The sequence below is a fragment of the Vibrio sp. Of7-15 genome (assembly GCF_022347565.1).
GTDB lineage: Bacteria > Pseudomonadota > Gammaproteobacteria > Enterobacterales > Vibrionaceae > NORP241.
Window position 1 is genome coordinate 480590 of sequence record NZ_JAKRGH010000001.1, and the last position, 18112, is coordinate 498701.

Genomic DNA, 18112 nt, shown 5'->3' on the forward strand with positions numbered 1-18112 from the left:
TGTCCTTAATACTGATAGAATCCTTTACCACTTTTACGCCCGGTCTCTCCGGCATCCACCATACGTTGCAGTAAAGGGCAACAACGGAATTTGGGGTCCTGATAGCTGTCGTAAAGCACCTTCAGAGACTGAACAACCGTATCGAGCCCAATCAAGTCTGCTGTTTCGAGTGGCCCCATTTTGTGCCCATAACCTTGCTTGAAAATTGCGTCGATTTCTGCGGGGTTAGCAACCTTGTCTTGAACAAGAAAGGCGGCTTCATTCATAAATAAATGGGATAGTCTGTTGGCGACAAACCCTGGAAGATCTTGAACAACAATGGCATTTTTCTTCACAGCCTTTAAAAGTGCCTTTGACTTTACAACGGTCTCTTCTGAAGTGAGGTGACCACGAATGACTTCAACCCCCTTTTTAACAGGAACAGGGTTCATAAAGTGCATGCCAATTACACGGGTAGGATCTGGCATTAGCGACGCAATTTTTGTAATTGATATACAACTGGTATTCACCGCATACATTGTTTCAGGATGACAAATTTCAGCGAGAGACTGATAAACTTCAGTCTTTATGGATAGCACTTCTGGCACATTTTCAATTACCCAATCCGCTGCTTTTACATTAGACAATGTACTTGTGTAGCGAATATTGGTAGAGATGTCACTAGCTGATAAATCCTTAAGAGATGGCTCCATCATTTTGTACATCCGCAATTTGCCTCGCAGCGCTCCTTTAGCAGCGTCAAGTGCGCTTTCATTGATGTCGTGTAAAATTACTTGGTGCCCATATAGAGCAAAGGTAATGGCGATATCCGCCCCCATAACACCTGCACCAATAATTGCGATATTCATTTTAGTATCCATTCTTTATCTTCCTTAAACTCGAATCTGTTTGTCGTTAAGCGGCATAATTTTGCGTAATGATGGCAGTGCCGATACCGCCTCCTGCACAGATGGCAGCTAGGCCAGTTCTTTTTTTGCTTCGTTTCATTTCGTGAAGGAGCGTAACCAGTATTCGGCAACCAGAAGACCCAACAGGGCTCCCTAGTGCGATGGAACCGCCGTTTACGTTGAGCTTTTCGAAAGGAACTTCGCCAACTCCCTCTTCTCGTAGCCCTTGGGCAACTGCTATCATTTGTGCAGCAAAAGACTCGTTAATTTCGAACAGGTCAATTTGATCAAGATGAATGTTGGTTTTATTGACCGCTTCTTTGATTGCCATTACTGGGCTAAACCCCATGATGGAAGGGTCAACACCTGCCTGACCAATACCTTTAATCTCTGCCATAATTGGCACGCCAAGCTCAAGAGCTTTTTGTTCGCTCATGAGTACCACGGCAGCGGCGCCATCATTAATGCCAGAAGAGTTTCCAGCTGTGACACTGCCCCCATCTTTAAATAGAGGTGTTAACCCGGAAAAATGCTCAGGCGTAACATTTCTTACGATGGTTTCATCGTTACTGAGATACGTATTGCTTTCTTTGTTGATTAGGATTGGGCAAATTTCAGCGCTTAATAGGCCTTCGTCTTGCGCGCGTTTAGCTTTGATATGAGAAAGGAAGGCCAATTGGTCTTGCTTTTCTCTACTTATTTTAAATTTGTCTGCCAAGTTTTCAGCTGTCATGCCCATTTTAAAACCTTGCAGTCCATCAGAAAGCGCGGACTGTATTTCATCGATGGTTTCGATATTATTTTGCTGTCCAGAGAAGCGGGTGTTTTTAAGGGTTAAAGGTGCTTGACTCATATTTTCAGTGCCGCCCGCCAAAATAATATCTGAATCACCAGATTTAATTAATTGATAAGCAAGGGATACTGAGCGCAAACCTGAGCCACATACTTGATTGACCGTCGTAGCGGGTACGTACTCGGGTAACCCAGCTTTGATTGCGCACTGTCTTGCAACATTCTGCCCCAGGCCAGACTGGATAGCGCAGCCAAAAAGCACCTCACTGACTTCTTTTCCGCTCAAGTTTGAGCGCTTTAGGCTTTCTTCTATTACTGCCGCTCCAAGGTCAATGGCCGATACGGTTTTAAGGGATTTTCCGAATAATCCAATCGGTGTCCTAACGCATGATGTAATAACAACCCTGTTCATTTATTCGCTCCTTGAATGAGTCACGTTTAGAGTGCCTCAATATCAATCTTTATAAATAACTTGGTAATAACGTCGGCACCAAAGGTAAATATCATCCTTTATGTTTTTGCCGCTGCTCATTTGATGTAAACAATATATTTCATGAGGAAGAAGGATAATTGTGGGCGCGATAACTCGTTATTTTCTACGACAGGAAGAAAGGAAAAGCGATATTCGGTTGAGGAATTGAGTTAGTACAGGTGTTCTCGATCTGCTGGTCAGGGAAGATCCTGTAAAATAGCTAACGGTTTATACCCCAAATAACCTGAATCCTGTATCTTCAGGTTGTTTGGGTTGAGAAAATATATATCGAGCCACATTGTGAGTAAGGGGGGGAGGGTTGTGCCGCGAATGCGTGATTAATAGATGGTGTTGTTACGGGATAGAGGCGAAAAAATTGGGGGTGTGGTTGCACCCCCAAAAGGGTCAGGGTTATTACTCTGACGTGTGCGAGCAGACGCTCGCCATAGGCGTTATCACTCTGGGTTGATTTGCTGTGTTATTCTCATCATCTTCCTCTTCGGGCAGGTTGACTGAAACAGCATTTCGCGAGCGATAACTTCTATGTTCTTGGTGTTCTTACATGCTTAGTAGTCGTTTAGATTGTTTCTTACCAGATAAGACGGATTGAATAGCTTATTAGGTATATCCAGTTCCTTGATGCTCTGATACTCAATGATGGTCTGTTGTTTTGCTTGAATGCCATCATGCAGTTTCATTTCGGTCACGGCTACTTCACCATTAATTTGCCCTTTAGTAAAGAAAGCCGTTTTGGTTAGCTTACCAGACTTAAGAAAAAGGTCAGCTTTTACAGGGAAACTGTCGGTTTTGTCTAGCTCCAATGCGATTTTGTGATAGCTCAATCCCGATACTTTTGCAGTTAACTCAAGCTGGACGGTTTCATCAGTGTTTTCTGCTGGGTTGTCGTTTATCCAAGTGACGTCATAGCTCTCCGCCCAGCTCAGTGAGGAAATGTCCCCAACTGATGCTTCACCTAACAGTTTTTGCATTGGCGTGATTCGAATCGGACGCTTGCTTCTAGGCATGAACATCCAGTATTTGTCTTCTTGCATAAGCATCTTTTGGCCTTTTTCTGCCGTTGACTGGAAGACAACCAGTGAACCTACGCCCGTCTTGGAGTACACATTGTATAAACTACTCTTTTTAAGCTCCTCGCCTTCCAGTTGTTTGACCAAAGTGACAGACTTATTTGAACCTGTCTTGTAGCGATAGTTATCTGCTTGCTGAAGATGTTCTTGTGCCGTTTTCGCGTTGGCAAATGTACTGGCAATGGCGAAACAAGGTATGATGGCGAACAAAATTACATTTCTTAATTTAGACATGGGAAAGAGCCTCTACAATTGGTTTCTTCGCGCCTTTTCTAGCGATGATCCATGCTGCTGCTGTGCAGATGAATGTGAGTGCAAATACTGTCGCTGTTGCGAGTTCTGGAGAAAAGTTTACAAATACAGGGTATTCCATAGTGCTACCTGGTGGTGGTGGCATATTTATTTCAACCACTATAGTAAAGATGCAGATGCCTAGGGTAAGAACAACACCAATCAAGCTACCTAAAAGACCCATTAGCATGCCTTCATAAGTGAAGTTTCTAACAATCTCTTTGCGATACGAACCCATAGCAGCCAGCGTGCCAATTTCGCGGGTACGCTCTACAACGGTGATAGCCATGGTGTTAGAGATGGCCAAGAAAACCATGATAGCAATGACGCTGCCAAGCATGCCGAAAATGTTGTCATACAGATTCTTTACTTTTTCGTAGTAAAACGCGCGCTCCCACCAAGGGTTAACTTCCAATTCGGTCTGCTCCGATTGAACTTTTTTCCATTTGCCAAGTGTTAAATCGTGGTCATAGAGAAAAATGGACACTGAGCTGACTTTGTCACTGTCTAAAAGAGACTGAGAAGCGTCGATGGTGGTGTAGAGAAGACGCTTGTCCATTTCTGGTACCCCAGTCCTAAAGATCCCTTTCACTTCAAAATCCATTGCGTTTAACACGCCATCTACTGTAGTAGACAGAAGTGTCACGATATCACCAAGGCCAACTTTCATATTTCTAGCAAGCCCTTCAGCAAGCATTATTTCTGGGTCTTCACTTGGGTCTGGTTTTCCTGATAAGGTTTGGCCTTCTACGATTTCGAGAATAGGGCCTTTTATCAAAAACTCTTTTACGTCAACGCCGGTACCGATAAAAATGCTGGACTTATCACCATTTGAAATCAAACCATTAAAGTCGACTTTAGGGAGTACAGCCCGGATGTCATCATCTTTAAGGTACTGCTTTTGGATGCTCTCGTGATCCGTCATACCAAGTTCAAGAGGGTAATCTTCTTCGGCTTCGAAATAGCCTGGCGTGGACAGCGTAATGTTACCTACCTCGCGAGCAGACATTTCTTCCAATGACTGGTAGGTATAAAGCCCAAAACCTGCAGTAGATAGTAAGGCCGTTGTGGCGACTGCCGAAATCATAATTGTTAGCAATGAGCGCCTGCGGTTACGCAGTATGTTTAGCCAAGCAAACTTAATCCAACGCATTTCAAACTCCTTCGGCAATGGTTTCGTGGGTAACTTTGTTGCTGCATGCTTGTACCAGGTCTTGGTTAATAAGACCATCTTGGAGGCGTATAACACGGTCACAGCGTGAAGTCATACGTTCATCGTGCGTCGCAACCAAGAACGTGGTGTTACTTTGACGACCAAGGTTCTTCATTAAATCGATGACAAGTGATGCTGTCTCGGTATCTAGATTGGCTGTGGGCTCATCGGCGATGACCAACAATGGGTTTTTCACCAGTGCCCGTGCAATTGCAACCCTTTGTTGCTGACCGCCGGACAGTTGGTCGGGGCGTTTGTTTGCTTGTTCTTTTAAACCAACCGATTCCAACACAGAGAGAGCCCGGTTTTTGCGCTCCGCTTTTGAAAGGGGGCTAAGCATCAGCGGATATTCGACGTTTTCCAATGCAGTCATTACTGGGATGAGATTATAGTGTTGGAAAATGAACCCGAGTTTCTCTCGCCTAAGCGTTGTAATGGTGTGCTCGTCTCGAGAGACTTTTTCGCCATCTATTTCTAGCACCCCTTGGTAGTTGTTATCTAAAAGGCCACAGATATTGAGAAGGGTACTTTTCCCACTTCCGGATGGGCCGACCAAGGCAACTGTTTCACCTTTTGAGATTGATGCACTAGCACCATGTAATGCAACGGTTTCGGTTTCTCCCAATTTGTATGACTTGTAGATGTTCTCAAATCTAATCATTGTTGACTCCGCTGTGCGCTTTCAAATTCAATAAGCGCAGGTTAAATGTGTTAGCTGTCGAGTGCTGAGTAATATGACAAGCGGTAGGAATCTCCGACAGAGTGCCGCTTTGCTGTAATGGAAGTTGTGAGCTCAGCTCTCACTTAAGATTAAAGAACTCCTCATTTATATAGCGTTATTTACGCTTATTATTAAATCCAACAAATGAGATTTAATGCTCTAGATTTAAATATGAAGAGTTTGGGCTAAATAAAGCACGTCCTGCATTGTCAGCGAAGCAAGTTAATGAACTTCTGAGATGCAGAGTTGAAAATGGTGGCGCTTTTCATGATGTTTCATCGTGCTTGAGAAAATACATCACTTATTAGTAAGGTTGCACTCCGTTTGTTGTATAGGAAACGGGTTCACTCGGTACTCTAACCATTCTTTAGCTTATGAACTGCCAATTATGTCTATATATAGAAAGCTGTTTGTCTTCGTTCAACAATGTAAGCTGTGAGCCGAGTTTTGGCTGCTTATTATATTTTGATGCCTTTCAGTTGGGGTGTTATCTACATCGACAATATATTGATGTTGTGTATTGGTGGTTATATTGTGATGCGTAGCACTAATGATAAGGTTGTTATTCATACAGTTATGCATGTTAAGTTGTGATGTTTCTCAATAAAATGCGCATCACTTTATATAATGTGAAGGCTGTCGATATCTCTATTAGATGGGATCCGTTTTGCGTTGCATCGATAATATAATGGTCTTGATTTATTTATTTTTTATTTGTTTTTTTAGTTTTCAGTCTTATTTGACTGAGTTTTAGGGTCTAGAGGTTAATCCTTCCTAAGTAAAAAGTGAGTGTGGTGCTCATTACAATTGGTCGGCTTTTTAGCTGGCAAGTTTGTTACATGTGTAAAATGGTGAATTGAACGTAAGTATCCGCATTAAATATTGTTTTATTAAAATACCATATAACTAGTTTGCACTTGATCGCTTTGTTTTGAGTGATGTGTTCTGCTACCTGTTGAAAAACAAGTGGTCTAGTTATTGTTATGCGTGTTAATTACCCCGAATTATTATTCAGGGGGTTCTCTTTCACCTTTATTTTTTAATTTTCCAATAGGGTGTTTGTATGGTTTTTTCAGAAGCAGATAGTCGAAATAAAATTTACATGTTTATCGAAAACAATATGAATGTTTTCGACGAAGACGTCGAATTCGACGATGAAACGAACATTTTCGAGAGTGGGTACGTTAATTCTACTTTTGCAATGCGCCTTTTGAACTTCATTGAGAATGAGTTTGGGTTGATTGTTCCAGATGAAGAGATAGCGATACATAACTTCAGTTCTGTGAGTGCAATGTGGCAAATGATGGTGAGGTTAAAAGAGGTACAGCATGAATCTCAATAACCATCCCTTAATCGAAGAGGCAAAACTGTTCTCAGACCAGCATATACGAAGTAATGCTGGCGAGTTCGAACAGACTGGCGTCCCTCAACAGATTGTTGACTTGATGGCGGAAAAGGGCTTCTTAGGCAGTGTGATATCCAAGGAATACGGTGGTGCAGGTGTAGATCCGTATACCTATGGCCGTATTACAGAAGAAATTGGAAAAGGGTGTAACTCAGTCAGAGCGTTGCTGACAGTACATACCAGTTTGGTTGGCGAAACCTTAGAGCGACTTGGCACAGAAGAGCAAAAAGCCACATACCTTCCCTTGATGACATCCGGAGAGAAACTGGCCTGCTTTGCGCTTTCTGAAGTGCATGCAGGATCTGATGCAGCCTCAATATCTACCTCTTATGCCGAAAATGAATCCAGTTTTGTGCTTTCGGGGAAAAAAAGGTGGATTTCGTTTGCGGGTATCGCGGATTTGTTTTTGGTGTTTGCCGCCAATGAAGGTGTCATCAGTGCTTTTTTAGTGGATCGCGCCATGCCGGGTGTGAGTATTTCACCCATGAGTGGCCTTATGGCAAGCAAAGGCGCACATCTGGCAGAAATTGCGTTTGAAAATGTAGAAGTGCCAAAAGAAAACCTTGTAGGTAAACAAGGAATGGGCTTTAGCTTCGTCGCGAATACAGCATTGTTTTACGGGCGCTACAGCATTGCCTGGGGTGGTGTGGCCATTATGGCTGCTGCTATTGAGGAAATGGTGACCTATGCCAGAACGCGCACGCAATTTGGGAAGAAGCTAGGCCAGCATCAACTCATTCAGGCAATGATCGCTGATTCGACCACGTCTCTCCATGCGGGTAGATCGATGTGCGAAAAGATCGCACTGCTACGTGACAACAACGATGACCAAGCCGTAATGGAGACCAATATCGCCAAACTATTTACGTCTAGAGCTGCATGTGAAGTGAGTAGTACTGCTGTTCAAGTACTTGGAGGTAATGGCTTATGGAATGGCTATCCGGTAGAGCGCTTATACAGAGAGGCGAAGGTATTGGAAATTATCGAAGGGACGACGCAAATACAGCAAATGATGATTTCTAACTTTGCTTTGCGCAGATACTTCCGTAAAGCATCAAAACGGGTTGGCGTTTAATCGCACAAAAGTAGGATCGGACATGTCGGACAATAACACGGAACAGTTGACTACAGGTGACGTTGAAAAATCCCCTTCATCACCTTCAAACAATGGGAAGAATGAGGATGCCTTTTCATTGGCAATGGCGAGTTTAGTCGAGCAGTTTTCAGGTGATAGCACACCCGAAGACGCATTCTTTCCATCAAAGGCGATTCATCGCGGGGAAGAAAGCGAGCATGAGGAAATTCACCAAAATGTACTGTCAATCGCTGCAGAATACACTGGTGTTCCAGGGCTTGATGCTAAAACGAGCTTGATGGAGCTGGGAATTGCATCAATGGCACTGATGGCACTTCAGAAGAGACTGGAAAGTGAGTATGAGGTGCACTTGGGGAGCACCGCGATACTGGACTATCCTACAACAGAAGCATTGGCAACACTGATTGGCAGTAAATTAAATTCGCCCGCTGCGCCTGAAGAAGCCGCAGAGAAACAAAAAGCGCGTGCTGCCAACGTAGAGGCAGTTGCTGTCATTGGCATGGCATGCCGCTTTCCTGGTGGCGCGAATGATATTGATGCGTATTGGTCGCTTTTGTCCAATGGCGAAGACCCAATTGCTCCAATACCCGAAAATAGGTGGTCTAAGAAAGAGTCTGAGCTGAACAATATTGCCGCGCATCGAGGCGGTTTCATTGATGGTATTGATCAATTTGATCCTTTTTTCTTCGGACTTTCTCCTAACGAAACGGAATCCTTGGATCCTCAGCAGCGCTTGCTGTTGGAGGTTTGTCACGAAGCGTTAGAAAATGCCGGCGCGAATATTCCCTCTCTATCTGGATCCAGAACAGGCGTCTTTGTCGGGATATCAGGAACCGACTATGCACAAATAGGACACGCCTTAGGGCACGGAACGGGACCATATTCGTTCACAGGGTCCATGTTCAACACTGCTGCGGGGCGTATCTCTTATGTGTTTGGCTTACAGGGGCCTTGCCTTGCTTTGGATTCGGCATGTTCTTCATCCTTAGTTTCTGTTCACTATGGTGCGCGAGAACTCCAATCAGGTTCTTGCGACTTAGTGCTTGCCGGGGCGGTAAACTTGATGTTGAAGCCTGACGGCCATATTAGCTACTCAAGTTTGAACGCGCTATCGCCGCACGGCCGTTGTGCAAGTTTTGACGAAAAAGCCGACGGTTATGTGAGGAGTGAAGGGTGTGGCGTTGTTGTTCTTAAGCGTCTATCTGATGCGATACGTGATGGTGACCGTGTTCAGGCCGTGATACGAGGTTCTGCAGTCAATCACAATGGGCAGAGTGGGGGGTTAACCGTACCGAGTGGCTTGGCCCAAGAGAAGGTGATCCGAGAAGCACTTAAGAATGGAAATGTCGAGCCTGAACAAATCCATTATGTGGAGGCTCACGGGTCCGGCACTAAACTGGGCGACCCACAGGAAGCTGATGCACTCACTCGCGTGTTCAAAGGGCGGGAAAAACCCTTATGGATTGGGAGCGTTAAGTCAAATATCGGCCATACCGAAGCCGCAGCAGGTATGGCTGGACTAATCAAGTTAGTTCTATGCTTACAACACAAGCAAATTGCGCCAGTTCTTCACTATAAAACGCCCAATGGGTTGATTGATTGGGATGCCGCCTCTCTCCAAGTCGTCGACAAGCTAATTGAATGGGAAGGTGATGAAACGCCAAGAATGGCGGGCATTACATCGTTGGGGATTAATGGCAGCAACGCACATATGATTCTTGAAGAGTACTCGCCTGATACCACGGTAAGTGCGAACGAAGGCATTCAAGAAAACCACTCTGGCGGCGTTTTGTTTAGTGTTTCTGCAAAGTCTGAGGCAGGTCTGCTATCAACATTGGAGCAGCATGCGCACAAGATGCCGCTTGAACGTCCGGCGCTAGATAATTGGTGTAAAGAAACGCAATTTCAAAGAAGTTACTACCCATCACGGTACGCGACCTTTGCGTCAAGTGGCGAAGTCCTGAAAAAAAGAATCACCAAATACATTGAAAAACACAAAGGACTCAAGCTAAAGCGCTCAGTGACCGAAAAAACCAGTTGTAAGCCTCGGAGTATCGCTTTTGTATTTACAGGCCAAGGCTCAACCTATCCAGAAATGGGGAAAACCCTATATCAACATTCTCCGGTGTTTAGAGCTGCCATTGAAGAGTGTGAGTTGAAATTTGAACAGCATTTTCCGTTCCCCCTAACTGAAATAATTACGGGAATTGAAACTCACTGCCACCAAGACCCCGCGACAGTACAAGCGATTATCTTTAGTATTGGGTATGCGCTAAGTCGATTTTGGCTGTCACTTGGGATAAAGCCTGAACATGTGATTGGTCATAGCATTGGAGAGTATGCCGCTGCTTTCGTCGCGGGCGTCATTAGCCTCGATGATGCTGTCGGTATGGTGGCATTGCGCGGCGAAATTATGAAATCTTGTCAGCGTGAAGGGCGTATGGCAGGTATCCTCACTGATCCCATGACTGTTCAAGTTATGTGTGATTCACAAAAAGATGTGTGGATTGCAGGAATTAACGCTCCTGACAATGTGACGATTGCTGGCAGCACTGAAGGGGTGAATGCCGTGATCGCGGATGCAAAGGCACGGCGTATCTTCACTGAGCCACTGCCCATGAAGCATGCCTACCATTCTCCATTGATGGAAGACAGTGCAGCAGAGCTGGCTGAGGGAATTCAAACAGTCTTGTTCGCACAGCCACAAATGCGTTTTTATTCCGGCATTACCGGAAAGTGCGTGACCTCATCCGCCGAGGTTGGCAGTTACTACTGGCAGCAGCACCTTTGTCAGCCCGTACGTTTTGTTGATGCAATCGAAACCGCTATTGAAAGTGGCGCGACCAACTTTATCGAAATTGGAGGAAAGGCAACGTTAAGCGGGCTTATAGCGCAGATTGCAGACGTGGCTGAACCTGAAAAACGTGCTGCTCTCAAACTCTACCCTTCGCTGCGTGAAGGAAAAGATGCGTGGCAGCAGGTCAACGATAGTCTTTCCGCGCTTTTCAAGGCTGGTGCAGATATTGACTGGGTGCAGTACCACCAAAAACGAAAATGTGTTGATACCTTGTTGCCTTACACTGGTCAGTTTCGCGAGTCGTACTGGTTTAGAGATTTAACCGAAACGATAAAAGAGACGACATCATCAATAACACCCTCACCACAAAGTGATATGTCTGAGTACCCACAGGTGACGTTGGCGGCAACAACGAATGAGAGCCAGGTACAACAACATGTTGTCGAGATGATCTGTGATGTCATTGGTGTTGATGAGTCTGAGATCAGTGATTCAACACATTTGTTTGCATTAGGTATGGACTCGCTGATGCTGGTTCAACTCAACAAACGGCTTAAAAAATATTATGACGTTGAAATTGTTCTCAACGATTTTTTTACTGAAATCCATACCCCAAAGCGTATTGCGGATTTTGTGATTAAAAATGCCTCACTCGATGCCATTGTAGATAATACAGACCGACACACGTCCTCAGAGCGTACTATCACGTCTTTCGACGAACAGCCACAATCGACTGCTTCGTTGCCACAACCAATAGCGTCGAATCTACAATCGACAGCGTCGCAACGCGAGCTTGAGGGTGCCACTCTCCAATCGGTCATTGAGTCTCAATTGGCGATCATGCATCAACAGCTCCAATTACTTGGCAGTACGGGTGGACATCCAATACCGCAAGGCACCATAACGGCACAGCCAGATCTCACCAAAGCAGTTGCTGATACGTCAACTGTTACGCCAGAACAAGCAAAGCAGATGCTGACAACCGTTAATGTGGAAGAGCCAGAATTGTCTGAACAGCAGCGGTCATTTATCCACACGCTGTCTTCGCAGATATCTGAAGCCTTACCTCTGTCTAAAGCACATGCAGAGAAATATCGCCCGGGTATGGCAGATTGGCTTTCCGGCTTGAACTTCTCCGCCTCCTTGAAAGAAATGTGTTTCCCTGTGGTTGTTGATACAGCGAGTGGGGCGAGATTCAAGGATTTAGACGGACATGAATACATCGATCTTTGCATGGGCTATGGGGTTAACCTTTTCGGCCATAATCCTGACTTTGTAAAAAACGCACTTCTCAAACAGATAGAAAAAGGTTACGCGTTAGGCCCGCAATCTGATCAAGCGGGAGAAGTTGCCACCATTATCAGAGAGCTAACTGGCGTTGAACGCGTGACTTTCTCGAATACCGGTACTGAAGCAGTAATGGCTGCAATGAGGGTATCACGAGCGGCAACAGGAAAGCAGAAAATAGTACGCTTCAGTAACGCTTATCATGGCACGTTTGATGGCGTATTGGCAGAAGCAGGCGAAGAGCGAAGTCAGCCAGCAGCAGGGTGCCACGTGGCGTCATTGGTAGAAGATACGCTCGTTGTTAACTATGGAACGCAAGCTTCTCTGGAGGCTATTGAGGCTCAGGCCGATCATATCGCCGCCGTTCTTGTAGAACCGGTACAGAGCCGAAACCCTGCACTTCAACCCTCCGAGTACCTAAAGGCGCTACGCGCCCTTACTCAAAAACTTGGCATTGTTCTGATTTTCGACGAAATGATCCTTGGTTTTCGATGCCATTCGGGGGGAGCGCAAGCTTTCTTTGATATTAGGGCTGACCTTGTTACCTATGGAAAGATCGTTGGTGGAGGAATGCCTATTGGCGTTGTAGCGGGAAAAGCTGCGCTTCTTGATCATATTGATGGTGGGCATTGGCAATTTGGCGATGATTCTCTGCCGTCATCCAAAACAACCGTATTTGCTGGCACATTTTGTAAGCACCCGCTGACTATGGCGGCGGCACACGCTGTTCTCTCGGAAATTAAAAAGCAAGGCCCAGCCTTACAGCAAAAGCTAAACCTATTTACAGAAGAGTTCGCCCATAAAGCGAATGCCCTTTGCCGAGCGCACCAAATTCCAATGGTGATTAAGCCCTTCGCTTCAATGTTCAGAATTGAAACGTTGCCGTCACAGGAAATGGACAAGCTCGGTTTGGAAAGCAGCCTGTTCTTCAAGCTCCTACAGCAAGCGGGTATTTTCTGCTGGGAGCGGCGTGTTTTTGTTTTTTCTACCGCGCATACGCAAGAGGACATTAACGCCATACTGGATGCGATGAAAGGCGCGACTGAATCGTTACGCCTGGGCGGCTTTAGTTTCCGTTCGCTTGATGTACATAGTGATGGAGGGGCTTATAAGCCATCAGCGTTTTACCCTTTGTCATCGGAAGAGCGCAGGATGTATGTACTTAGCCAAATGAAAGGCGGGGATCTGGCATATCGCATTTGTGGGGCTTTTTCTATTGAAGGTGAGTTTGACAGTGATCTCGCCGAGTCCGTATTCAAAGCATTGGCAAACAGACATGAAGCGCTACGCACCCGATATGTGATTGAGAATGGCGCGGTTTATCGCTGCGTGGAGCCAGAGGTCACGCCAGTCATCAATGTGGTTGAAAACAATTCTGACGGCAGTGCACTGATTGAGCCGACGCCAGTGCTTTTTGATTTGACACAAGCGCCACTGTGGTGGGTACGGTTGGTGAAACATACGCCACGAACGTACACCTTGTTCATTGAGCTACATCATTTGATTGCGGACGGTATTTCACTGTCGTTATTGATGGATGATTTTTTTGCACTTTACCGAGGTCAGCAGCCTGAAAAATTGGGCCTTGCTTATAAAGAGTTTGAAACAGCAGAGCACAAATTTATTGCCTCTGATGCGTACCAATCACAGCGTGAATACTGGCTTTCCCAACTTTTCCCACCATGTCCTCCGTTGAACTTACCTACAGATTTTGGCAGGCCTGCGATAAATGAATACCAAGGGGGCACCGTTCATTTCGAACTGGATGAACACTTAACCAAAACGATCAAGCAGTCTGGTGTAGATCTTCGATGTACGGCATTTACCTGGTTACTAAGTAGTTTCTTTGTCTTGTTGTCGAAACTCTCTCAACAAAATGACATTTCTGTTGGTGTGCCATTTGATAGGCGAGGAACAGAAGACTTCGAACGAACGCTGGGCATGTTTGCACAAACCTTAGTGATTCGCGGTAATACCGAAAAGGCATTGACGTTTGAAGATCTTGTTAATCAAATCAGAAGTCTATGCGGGAAGGCATTTGATAACAGTAAGCTCCCACTGGATAAGTTGGTAGAAGAGCTAAATGTACCTCGTGACATGAGCAGAAATGCGCTGTTTGACTCGATGTTTATCTATGAACCGGGCGATAAGCGATTGGTTGATAGTCATGACCTTAATGTCAATGCGTTACCTGTCGCGTTAAAAGGTTCTGCGTTTGATGTAACGCTTGAGATCATTGATGAGCGAGGGAAGTTACGTTGTAGCTTTATCTATGCTTCAAAGCTATTTAGCAAGCAGACCATTGAATCGTGGAAAGGTTACTTCATCAATATCGTGAATCAGGTCATCGCTGAGCCGAAAAAGGCCATTCAAGACATCGCTCTGATGGAGGAAGCCGACAAACAACAAATGTTGGTTGCGTTCAATGCTACTCACCGTGATTACGATCTTTGCCAAACCGTACCACAACTACTGGCATCTTCGTTTGAAGCAAATGCCTCAAAAACAGCCATTCAGGCGGCAGACAAGCACTACAGCTTCCGCGAGCTGGATATTGCTTCAAGCGCTATGGCAATAGAACTTACAGAAATGGGTGCAGGGCCCGGGCAATTAGTGGGGGTGATGCTTGCTCGTGAGAGTGCCGCGCTTGTTTCTTTTCTCGCCGTACTGAAAACGGGAGCCGCGTACATACCCATTGACCCTGACTACCCATCGGCTCGGGTGAGCTACATGTTGGATGCGGCCAATGTTCAGCTTTTGATAGCGAAGACATCATTGCTGGGGGATATTGGCTATGAAAACACGATTGTTGATCCCGAAACCTTACTTTCTAGCAAAGACAGTTCGGCAACAACGATTGCGCCTTTTAGTGCGAGCGAGCTGGCCTATGTCATCTTCACATCCGGGTCGACAGGGACACCTAAAGGGGTGATGGTTGAGCACCGCAGTGTTGTTAACTTCTTACTCTCGATGTCAGAGCAGCTTGATTTGCCGTCTCACCCAAGAATGTTGGGCCTGACCACAGTGTCTTTCGATATTTTTGTTCTCGAATTGTTTTTGACCTTGCTGAAGGGCGGAACATTTGTCTTTGCAACGGAAAAGCTTCAGCAAGATCCGGCAGCGTTGGGAACATTCATTGAGAAGCAGAACATCAACGTGGCGCAAATGACCCCCAGCCGATTGCAACTGCTTCTGACCGCGTCCACCGATCCAGAAACATCATTGGCTGGGTTACAGCGCTTAATCGTAGGTGGTGAGGCGTTTAAACCTCAACACAAACAAGCGCTGGCAAGACTTGAAAATTTGAAAGTCTTTAACGTGTACGGCCCAACGGAAACAACCGTTTGGTCAAGTATTAAGCCCCTTGAACCAACGAGTACGGTTACGTTAGGCCGACCTCTAGCAAACACCCGGATGTATGTGCTGGACAAAGCTAAACAGCTATTGCCTACAGGCAGCAAAGGGGACCTGTACATTGCAGGGGACGGACTGGCAAGAGGGTACTTGAATGATCCTCAAAAAACGTCGGAAGCCTATGTTTCGGATCCGTTTTATCCCGGAGAACGCATGTACAAAACCGGAGATATTGCAGCTTGGACGGAAGACGGTGAACTCACGTACTTTGGCAGAAGTGACAGCCAAATTAAGTTGCGTGGATACCGAATGGAGCTGATGGACATTGAGCATGCATTACTCTCTTGCGACGGTATCGAAAATGGCGCGGTTGTGCTTAGGGATACCGCACCGAATTATTCGGAACTTGTTGGCTTTTATACCGCTGATGTGGATGTTGAATACTTGGATGTTCGAGAGTGCCTACGTCAAAAACTACCGGAATATATGGTGCCCACGCGGCTTATTAAACTGACCCAGATGCCGTTTACGCCGAACAGCAAAGTCGATCGCAATCAGTTGCCTCAAGACATCGCTCAATTTGAACAATCGATCGAGGTGAAGCCTACGACTGAGCAGCCAGAGGACGATGATGGACTGATGGCGTTTCTAACGTCTATTTGGCGGACGCTTTTGCCCGGACGCGCATTCAACAAAGAAAGCCGATTTTTTGATGTAGGGGGCAACTCAATGAGCATCGTGTTTTTGCAAGATGAAATTGAGAAGCGCTACCCGTCAATCATCAATGTAGCAGACATCTTTGCTCATCCTACGTTACGCCAACTCCGCACGCTTATTGAGTCTCGCACCGGACAAGGCGAAGACAGGGTACCCAGAGTATCGCTACCCGACGCGTTTTTTACTTCGGTACAGGATAACACCGGGACAGAGGGCTTTGCGTTGAGCTTAGGCAGCAAAAGTGCACCGCAGTTAGATAGTGTGGCGAAACATTATGGCGTGAAGCACTTTGATGTATTTATCGCCGTTTTCGCGCTCTATTGGACGCGTCTGACAGGTCAGCATCAGGTGTCGCTGTTGATGGCGTCGGCCACTGACTTTTCGCACTTAGACCTTGATCTTACGGGTTTAGAAGACGTAGAGACACTGTTCAACTACGTGGCTAAAAAGCGCACTGGGATATTGCAAAGTTTGGCACTTTCAGAACTAGAAGGTGCAGCGATTGAAGGAAAGGCGTTGGTGCTGGTATCCAATCAGAGTTATGGGCAGAAAAAACTTAGTAAGACTGATATCGAATTTCAGTTTTCACCTTCTACGGCCGAAGGCGACCTCTATTTCAATAGCTCGCGTCTAAGCGAGCAGGAAATAAATCAAATGGCCAGCGACTATATGACGTTGCTGCACACAGTTATAGATGCTTCTCAAGGATAGATAAAGTTATGAAGAAAATAGCGATGTTATTTCCAGGGCAAGGCTCCCAATATGTAGGAATGGGTAAAGCGTTGCATGATGAAAATCAGCGAGTTCGAGACCTTTTTGATGAAGCGTCTGACGTGTTGGGAATGGATATGAAAGCCCTTTGTTTTGAAGGGCCTTCAGACGCACTTAACAGCACTGAAAATACACAGCCCGCAATACTGCTTTGCAGCGTTGCAAGCTTCAAAGTGTTCGAGCAAGAGACGGGACTGCGTCCCCATATCGTCGCAGGCCATAGCTTGGGCGAAATCAGTGCATTGGTATGCGCAGGTGTATTGACATTATCTGATGGTCTGATGCTCGCAAGGCAAAGGGGCTTGGCGATGTCTGAATGTGCAAAACCGGATGAAACCGGCATGTCTGCCATCACCAAACTTGAGCGTGAGCAGGTGGAAAAGATCTGCGGTGAGTTTGCAGGCTTTGGCGAATCGTTTGTCGTAGCCAATTACAACTCTCCACGTCAACTGGTACTTTCTGGCGACACCACGCATCTGGATAAGGTTGGAGAACGTTTGAAAGAAGAAGGCGCTTCGGTCATTAAACTGCGTGTTAGCGGTGCGTTCCACAGTCCTTATATGTCCGCTGCATCTGACTCACTTCGCGCGGCGCTAGACGCGGTATCGCTAAACGACGCCACCACGCCTATCGTGGCAAATATTGATGCCAAGCCTTATCAATCGCCTTCAGAAGTAAAAGACAAACTTACACAGCAATTAACTGGTGCTGTGCGCTGGCAAGACTCACTGCAATGGATGCAGCATTCATCCACGACAGGGCCTTTTGATTTGTTTATTGAAGTTGGCCCCGGGGTAGTTTTAAGAAAACTGACAACGGCGGTGCTGGGGAATGTCAGGGCGTTTTCTTTGGATGATGAAGACGATGCGGCGAAGGTTATGCAGCTTCTAGATACGGACATACGCACAGTTCGAGAGCGCCCGGCGTTTATTGGTAAGTGTATGGCAGCAGCCGTTAGCACGCGTAACACCAACTGGGATACAGAAAGCTACCAAAAAGGCGTAGTCGCTCCGTATCAACGCCTGAAAGAAATGCATGATGCCGTACTCGAGGAAGGAAGTGACGCGTCAGCATCACAAGCGTTAGCAGCAGTGGAATTGCTGAAAACCATCATGCTGACCAAAGGTGCCAATGAGAATGAACTGCATGAACGGATCCGCGATGTAGCACAAGCAACAGGTTATACAGCGCAGTTTGCAGAGTATTTTGCTTGAACAGAGT

Annotated in this window: 9 protein-coding genes; 4 read left to right on the plus strand and 5 right to left on the minus strand. The window is 45.9% G+C overall.

Annotation, left to right across the window (positions count from 1 at the left end):
- Window positions 1-5: 5 nt before the first annotated feature.
- The 5 genes from MHO82_RS02000 to MHO82_RS02020 all read right to left on the minus strand — a co-directional run bounded on the left by MHO82_RS02000 (window position 6) and on the right by MHO82_RS02020 (window position 5404).
- On the minus strand, window positions 6-860 hold the full coding sequence (locus tag MHO82_RS02000; protein ID WP_239182168.1) for a 3-hydroxyacyl-CoA dehydrogenase family protein: 855 nt from the start codon (window positions 858-860) through the stop codon (window positions 6-8).
- A gap of 34 nt (window positions 861-894) precedes the next feature.
- Window positions 895-2091 (minus strand): thiolase family protein, encoded by a 1197-nt coding sequence (locus MHO82_RS02005; protein WP_239182169.1) that lies wholly within the window; start codon window positions 2089-2091, stop codon window positions 895-897.
- 626 nt (window positions 2092-2717) lie between these two features.
- Entirely contained in the window at window positions 2718-3449 is a 732-nt protein-coding gene (locus MHO82_RS02010; protein WP_239182170.1) for an outer membrane lipoprotein-sorting protein, read from the minus strand.
- A 16-nt stretch (window positions 3450-3465) separates the two neighbouring features.
- On the minus strand, window positions 3466-4683 hold the full coding sequence (locus tag MHO82_RS02015) for an FtsX-like permease family protein (RefSeq protein ID WP_239182171.1): 1218 nt from the start codon (window positions 4681-4683) through the stop codon (window positions 3466-3468).
- 1 nt (window position 4684) lies between these two features.
- Window positions 4685-5404 (minus strand): ABC transporter ATP-binding protein, encoded by a 720-nt coding sequence (locus tag MHO82_RS02020; RefSeq protein ID WP_239182172.1) that lies wholly within the window; start codon window positions 5402-5404, stop codon window positions 4685-4687.
- 1123 nt (window positions 5405-6527) lie between these two features.
- On the opposite strand from MHO82_RS02020, the gene MHO82_RS02025 reads away from it, so the two are divergent.
- Genes MHO82_RS02025 through fabD form a run of 4 tightly spaced genes read left to right on the plus strand, consistent with a single transcriptional unit; the run spans window position 6528 to window position 18105 of the window.
- On the plus strand, window positions 6528-6806 hold the full coding sequence (locus MHO82_RS02025; RefSeq protein WP_239182173.1) for a phosphopantetheine-binding protein: 279 nt from the start codon (window positions 6528-6530) through the stop codon (window positions 6804-6806).
- Complete coding sequence (locus MHO82_RS02030; protein ID WP_239182174.1) at window positions 6793-7944, plus strand: acyl-CoA dehydrogenase family protein; 1152 nt, start codon at window positions 6793-6795, stop codon at window positions 7942-7944. Before MHO82_RS02025 ends, MHO82_RS02030 begins: the two co-directional genes overlap by 14 nt.
- A 22-nt stretch (window positions 7945-7966) precedes the next feature.
- A complete protein-coding gene (locus tag MHO82_RS02035) occupies window positions 7967-16831 on the plus strand; it encodes a non-ribosomal peptide synthetase/type I polyketide synthase (protein WP_239182175.1) in 8865 nt (2954 codons plus the stop codon).
- Between the two features lie 23 nt (window positions 16832-16854).
- On the plus strand, window positions 16855-18105 hold the full coding sequence (fabD, locus tag MHO82_RS02040; RefSeq protein WP_239182176.1) for an ACP S-malonyltransferase: 1251 nt from the start codon (window positions 16855-16857) through the stop codon (window positions 18103-18105).
- Window positions 18106-18112: the final 7 nt, after the last annotated feature.

Coding starts and splice junctions, on each gene's coding strand:
- MHO82_RS02000 (WP_239182168.1), bottom strand. CDS start 860: ATGGATACTAAAATGAATATCGCAATTATTGGTGCAGGTGTTATGGGG.
- MHO82_RS02005 (WP_239182169.1), bottom strand. CDS start 2,091: ATGAACAGGGTTGTTATTACATCATGCGTTAGGACACCGATTGGATTA.
- MHO82_RS02015 (WP_239182171.1), bottom strand. CDS start 4,683: ATGCGTTGGATTAAGTTTGCTTGGCTAAACATACTGCGTAACCGCAGG.
- MHO82_RS02020 (WP_239182172.1), bottom strand. CDS start 5,404: ATGATTAGATTTGAGAACATCTACAAGTCATACAAATTGGGAGAAACC.
- MHO82_RS02025 (WP_239182173.1), top strand. CDS start 6,528: ATGGTTTTTTCAGAAGCAGATAGTCGAAATAAAATTTACATGTTTATC.
- MHO82_RS02030 (WP_239182174.1), top strand. CDS start 6,793: ATGAATCTCAATAACCATCCCTTAATCGAAGAGGCAAAACTGTTCTCA.
- MHO82_RS02035 (WP_239182175.1), top strand. CDS start 7,967: ATGTCGGACAATAACACGGAACAGTTGACTACAGGTGACGTTGAAAAA.
- fabD (WP_239182176.1), top strand. CDS start 16,855: ATGTTATTTCCAGGGCAAGGCTCCCAATATGTAGGAATGGGTAAAGCG.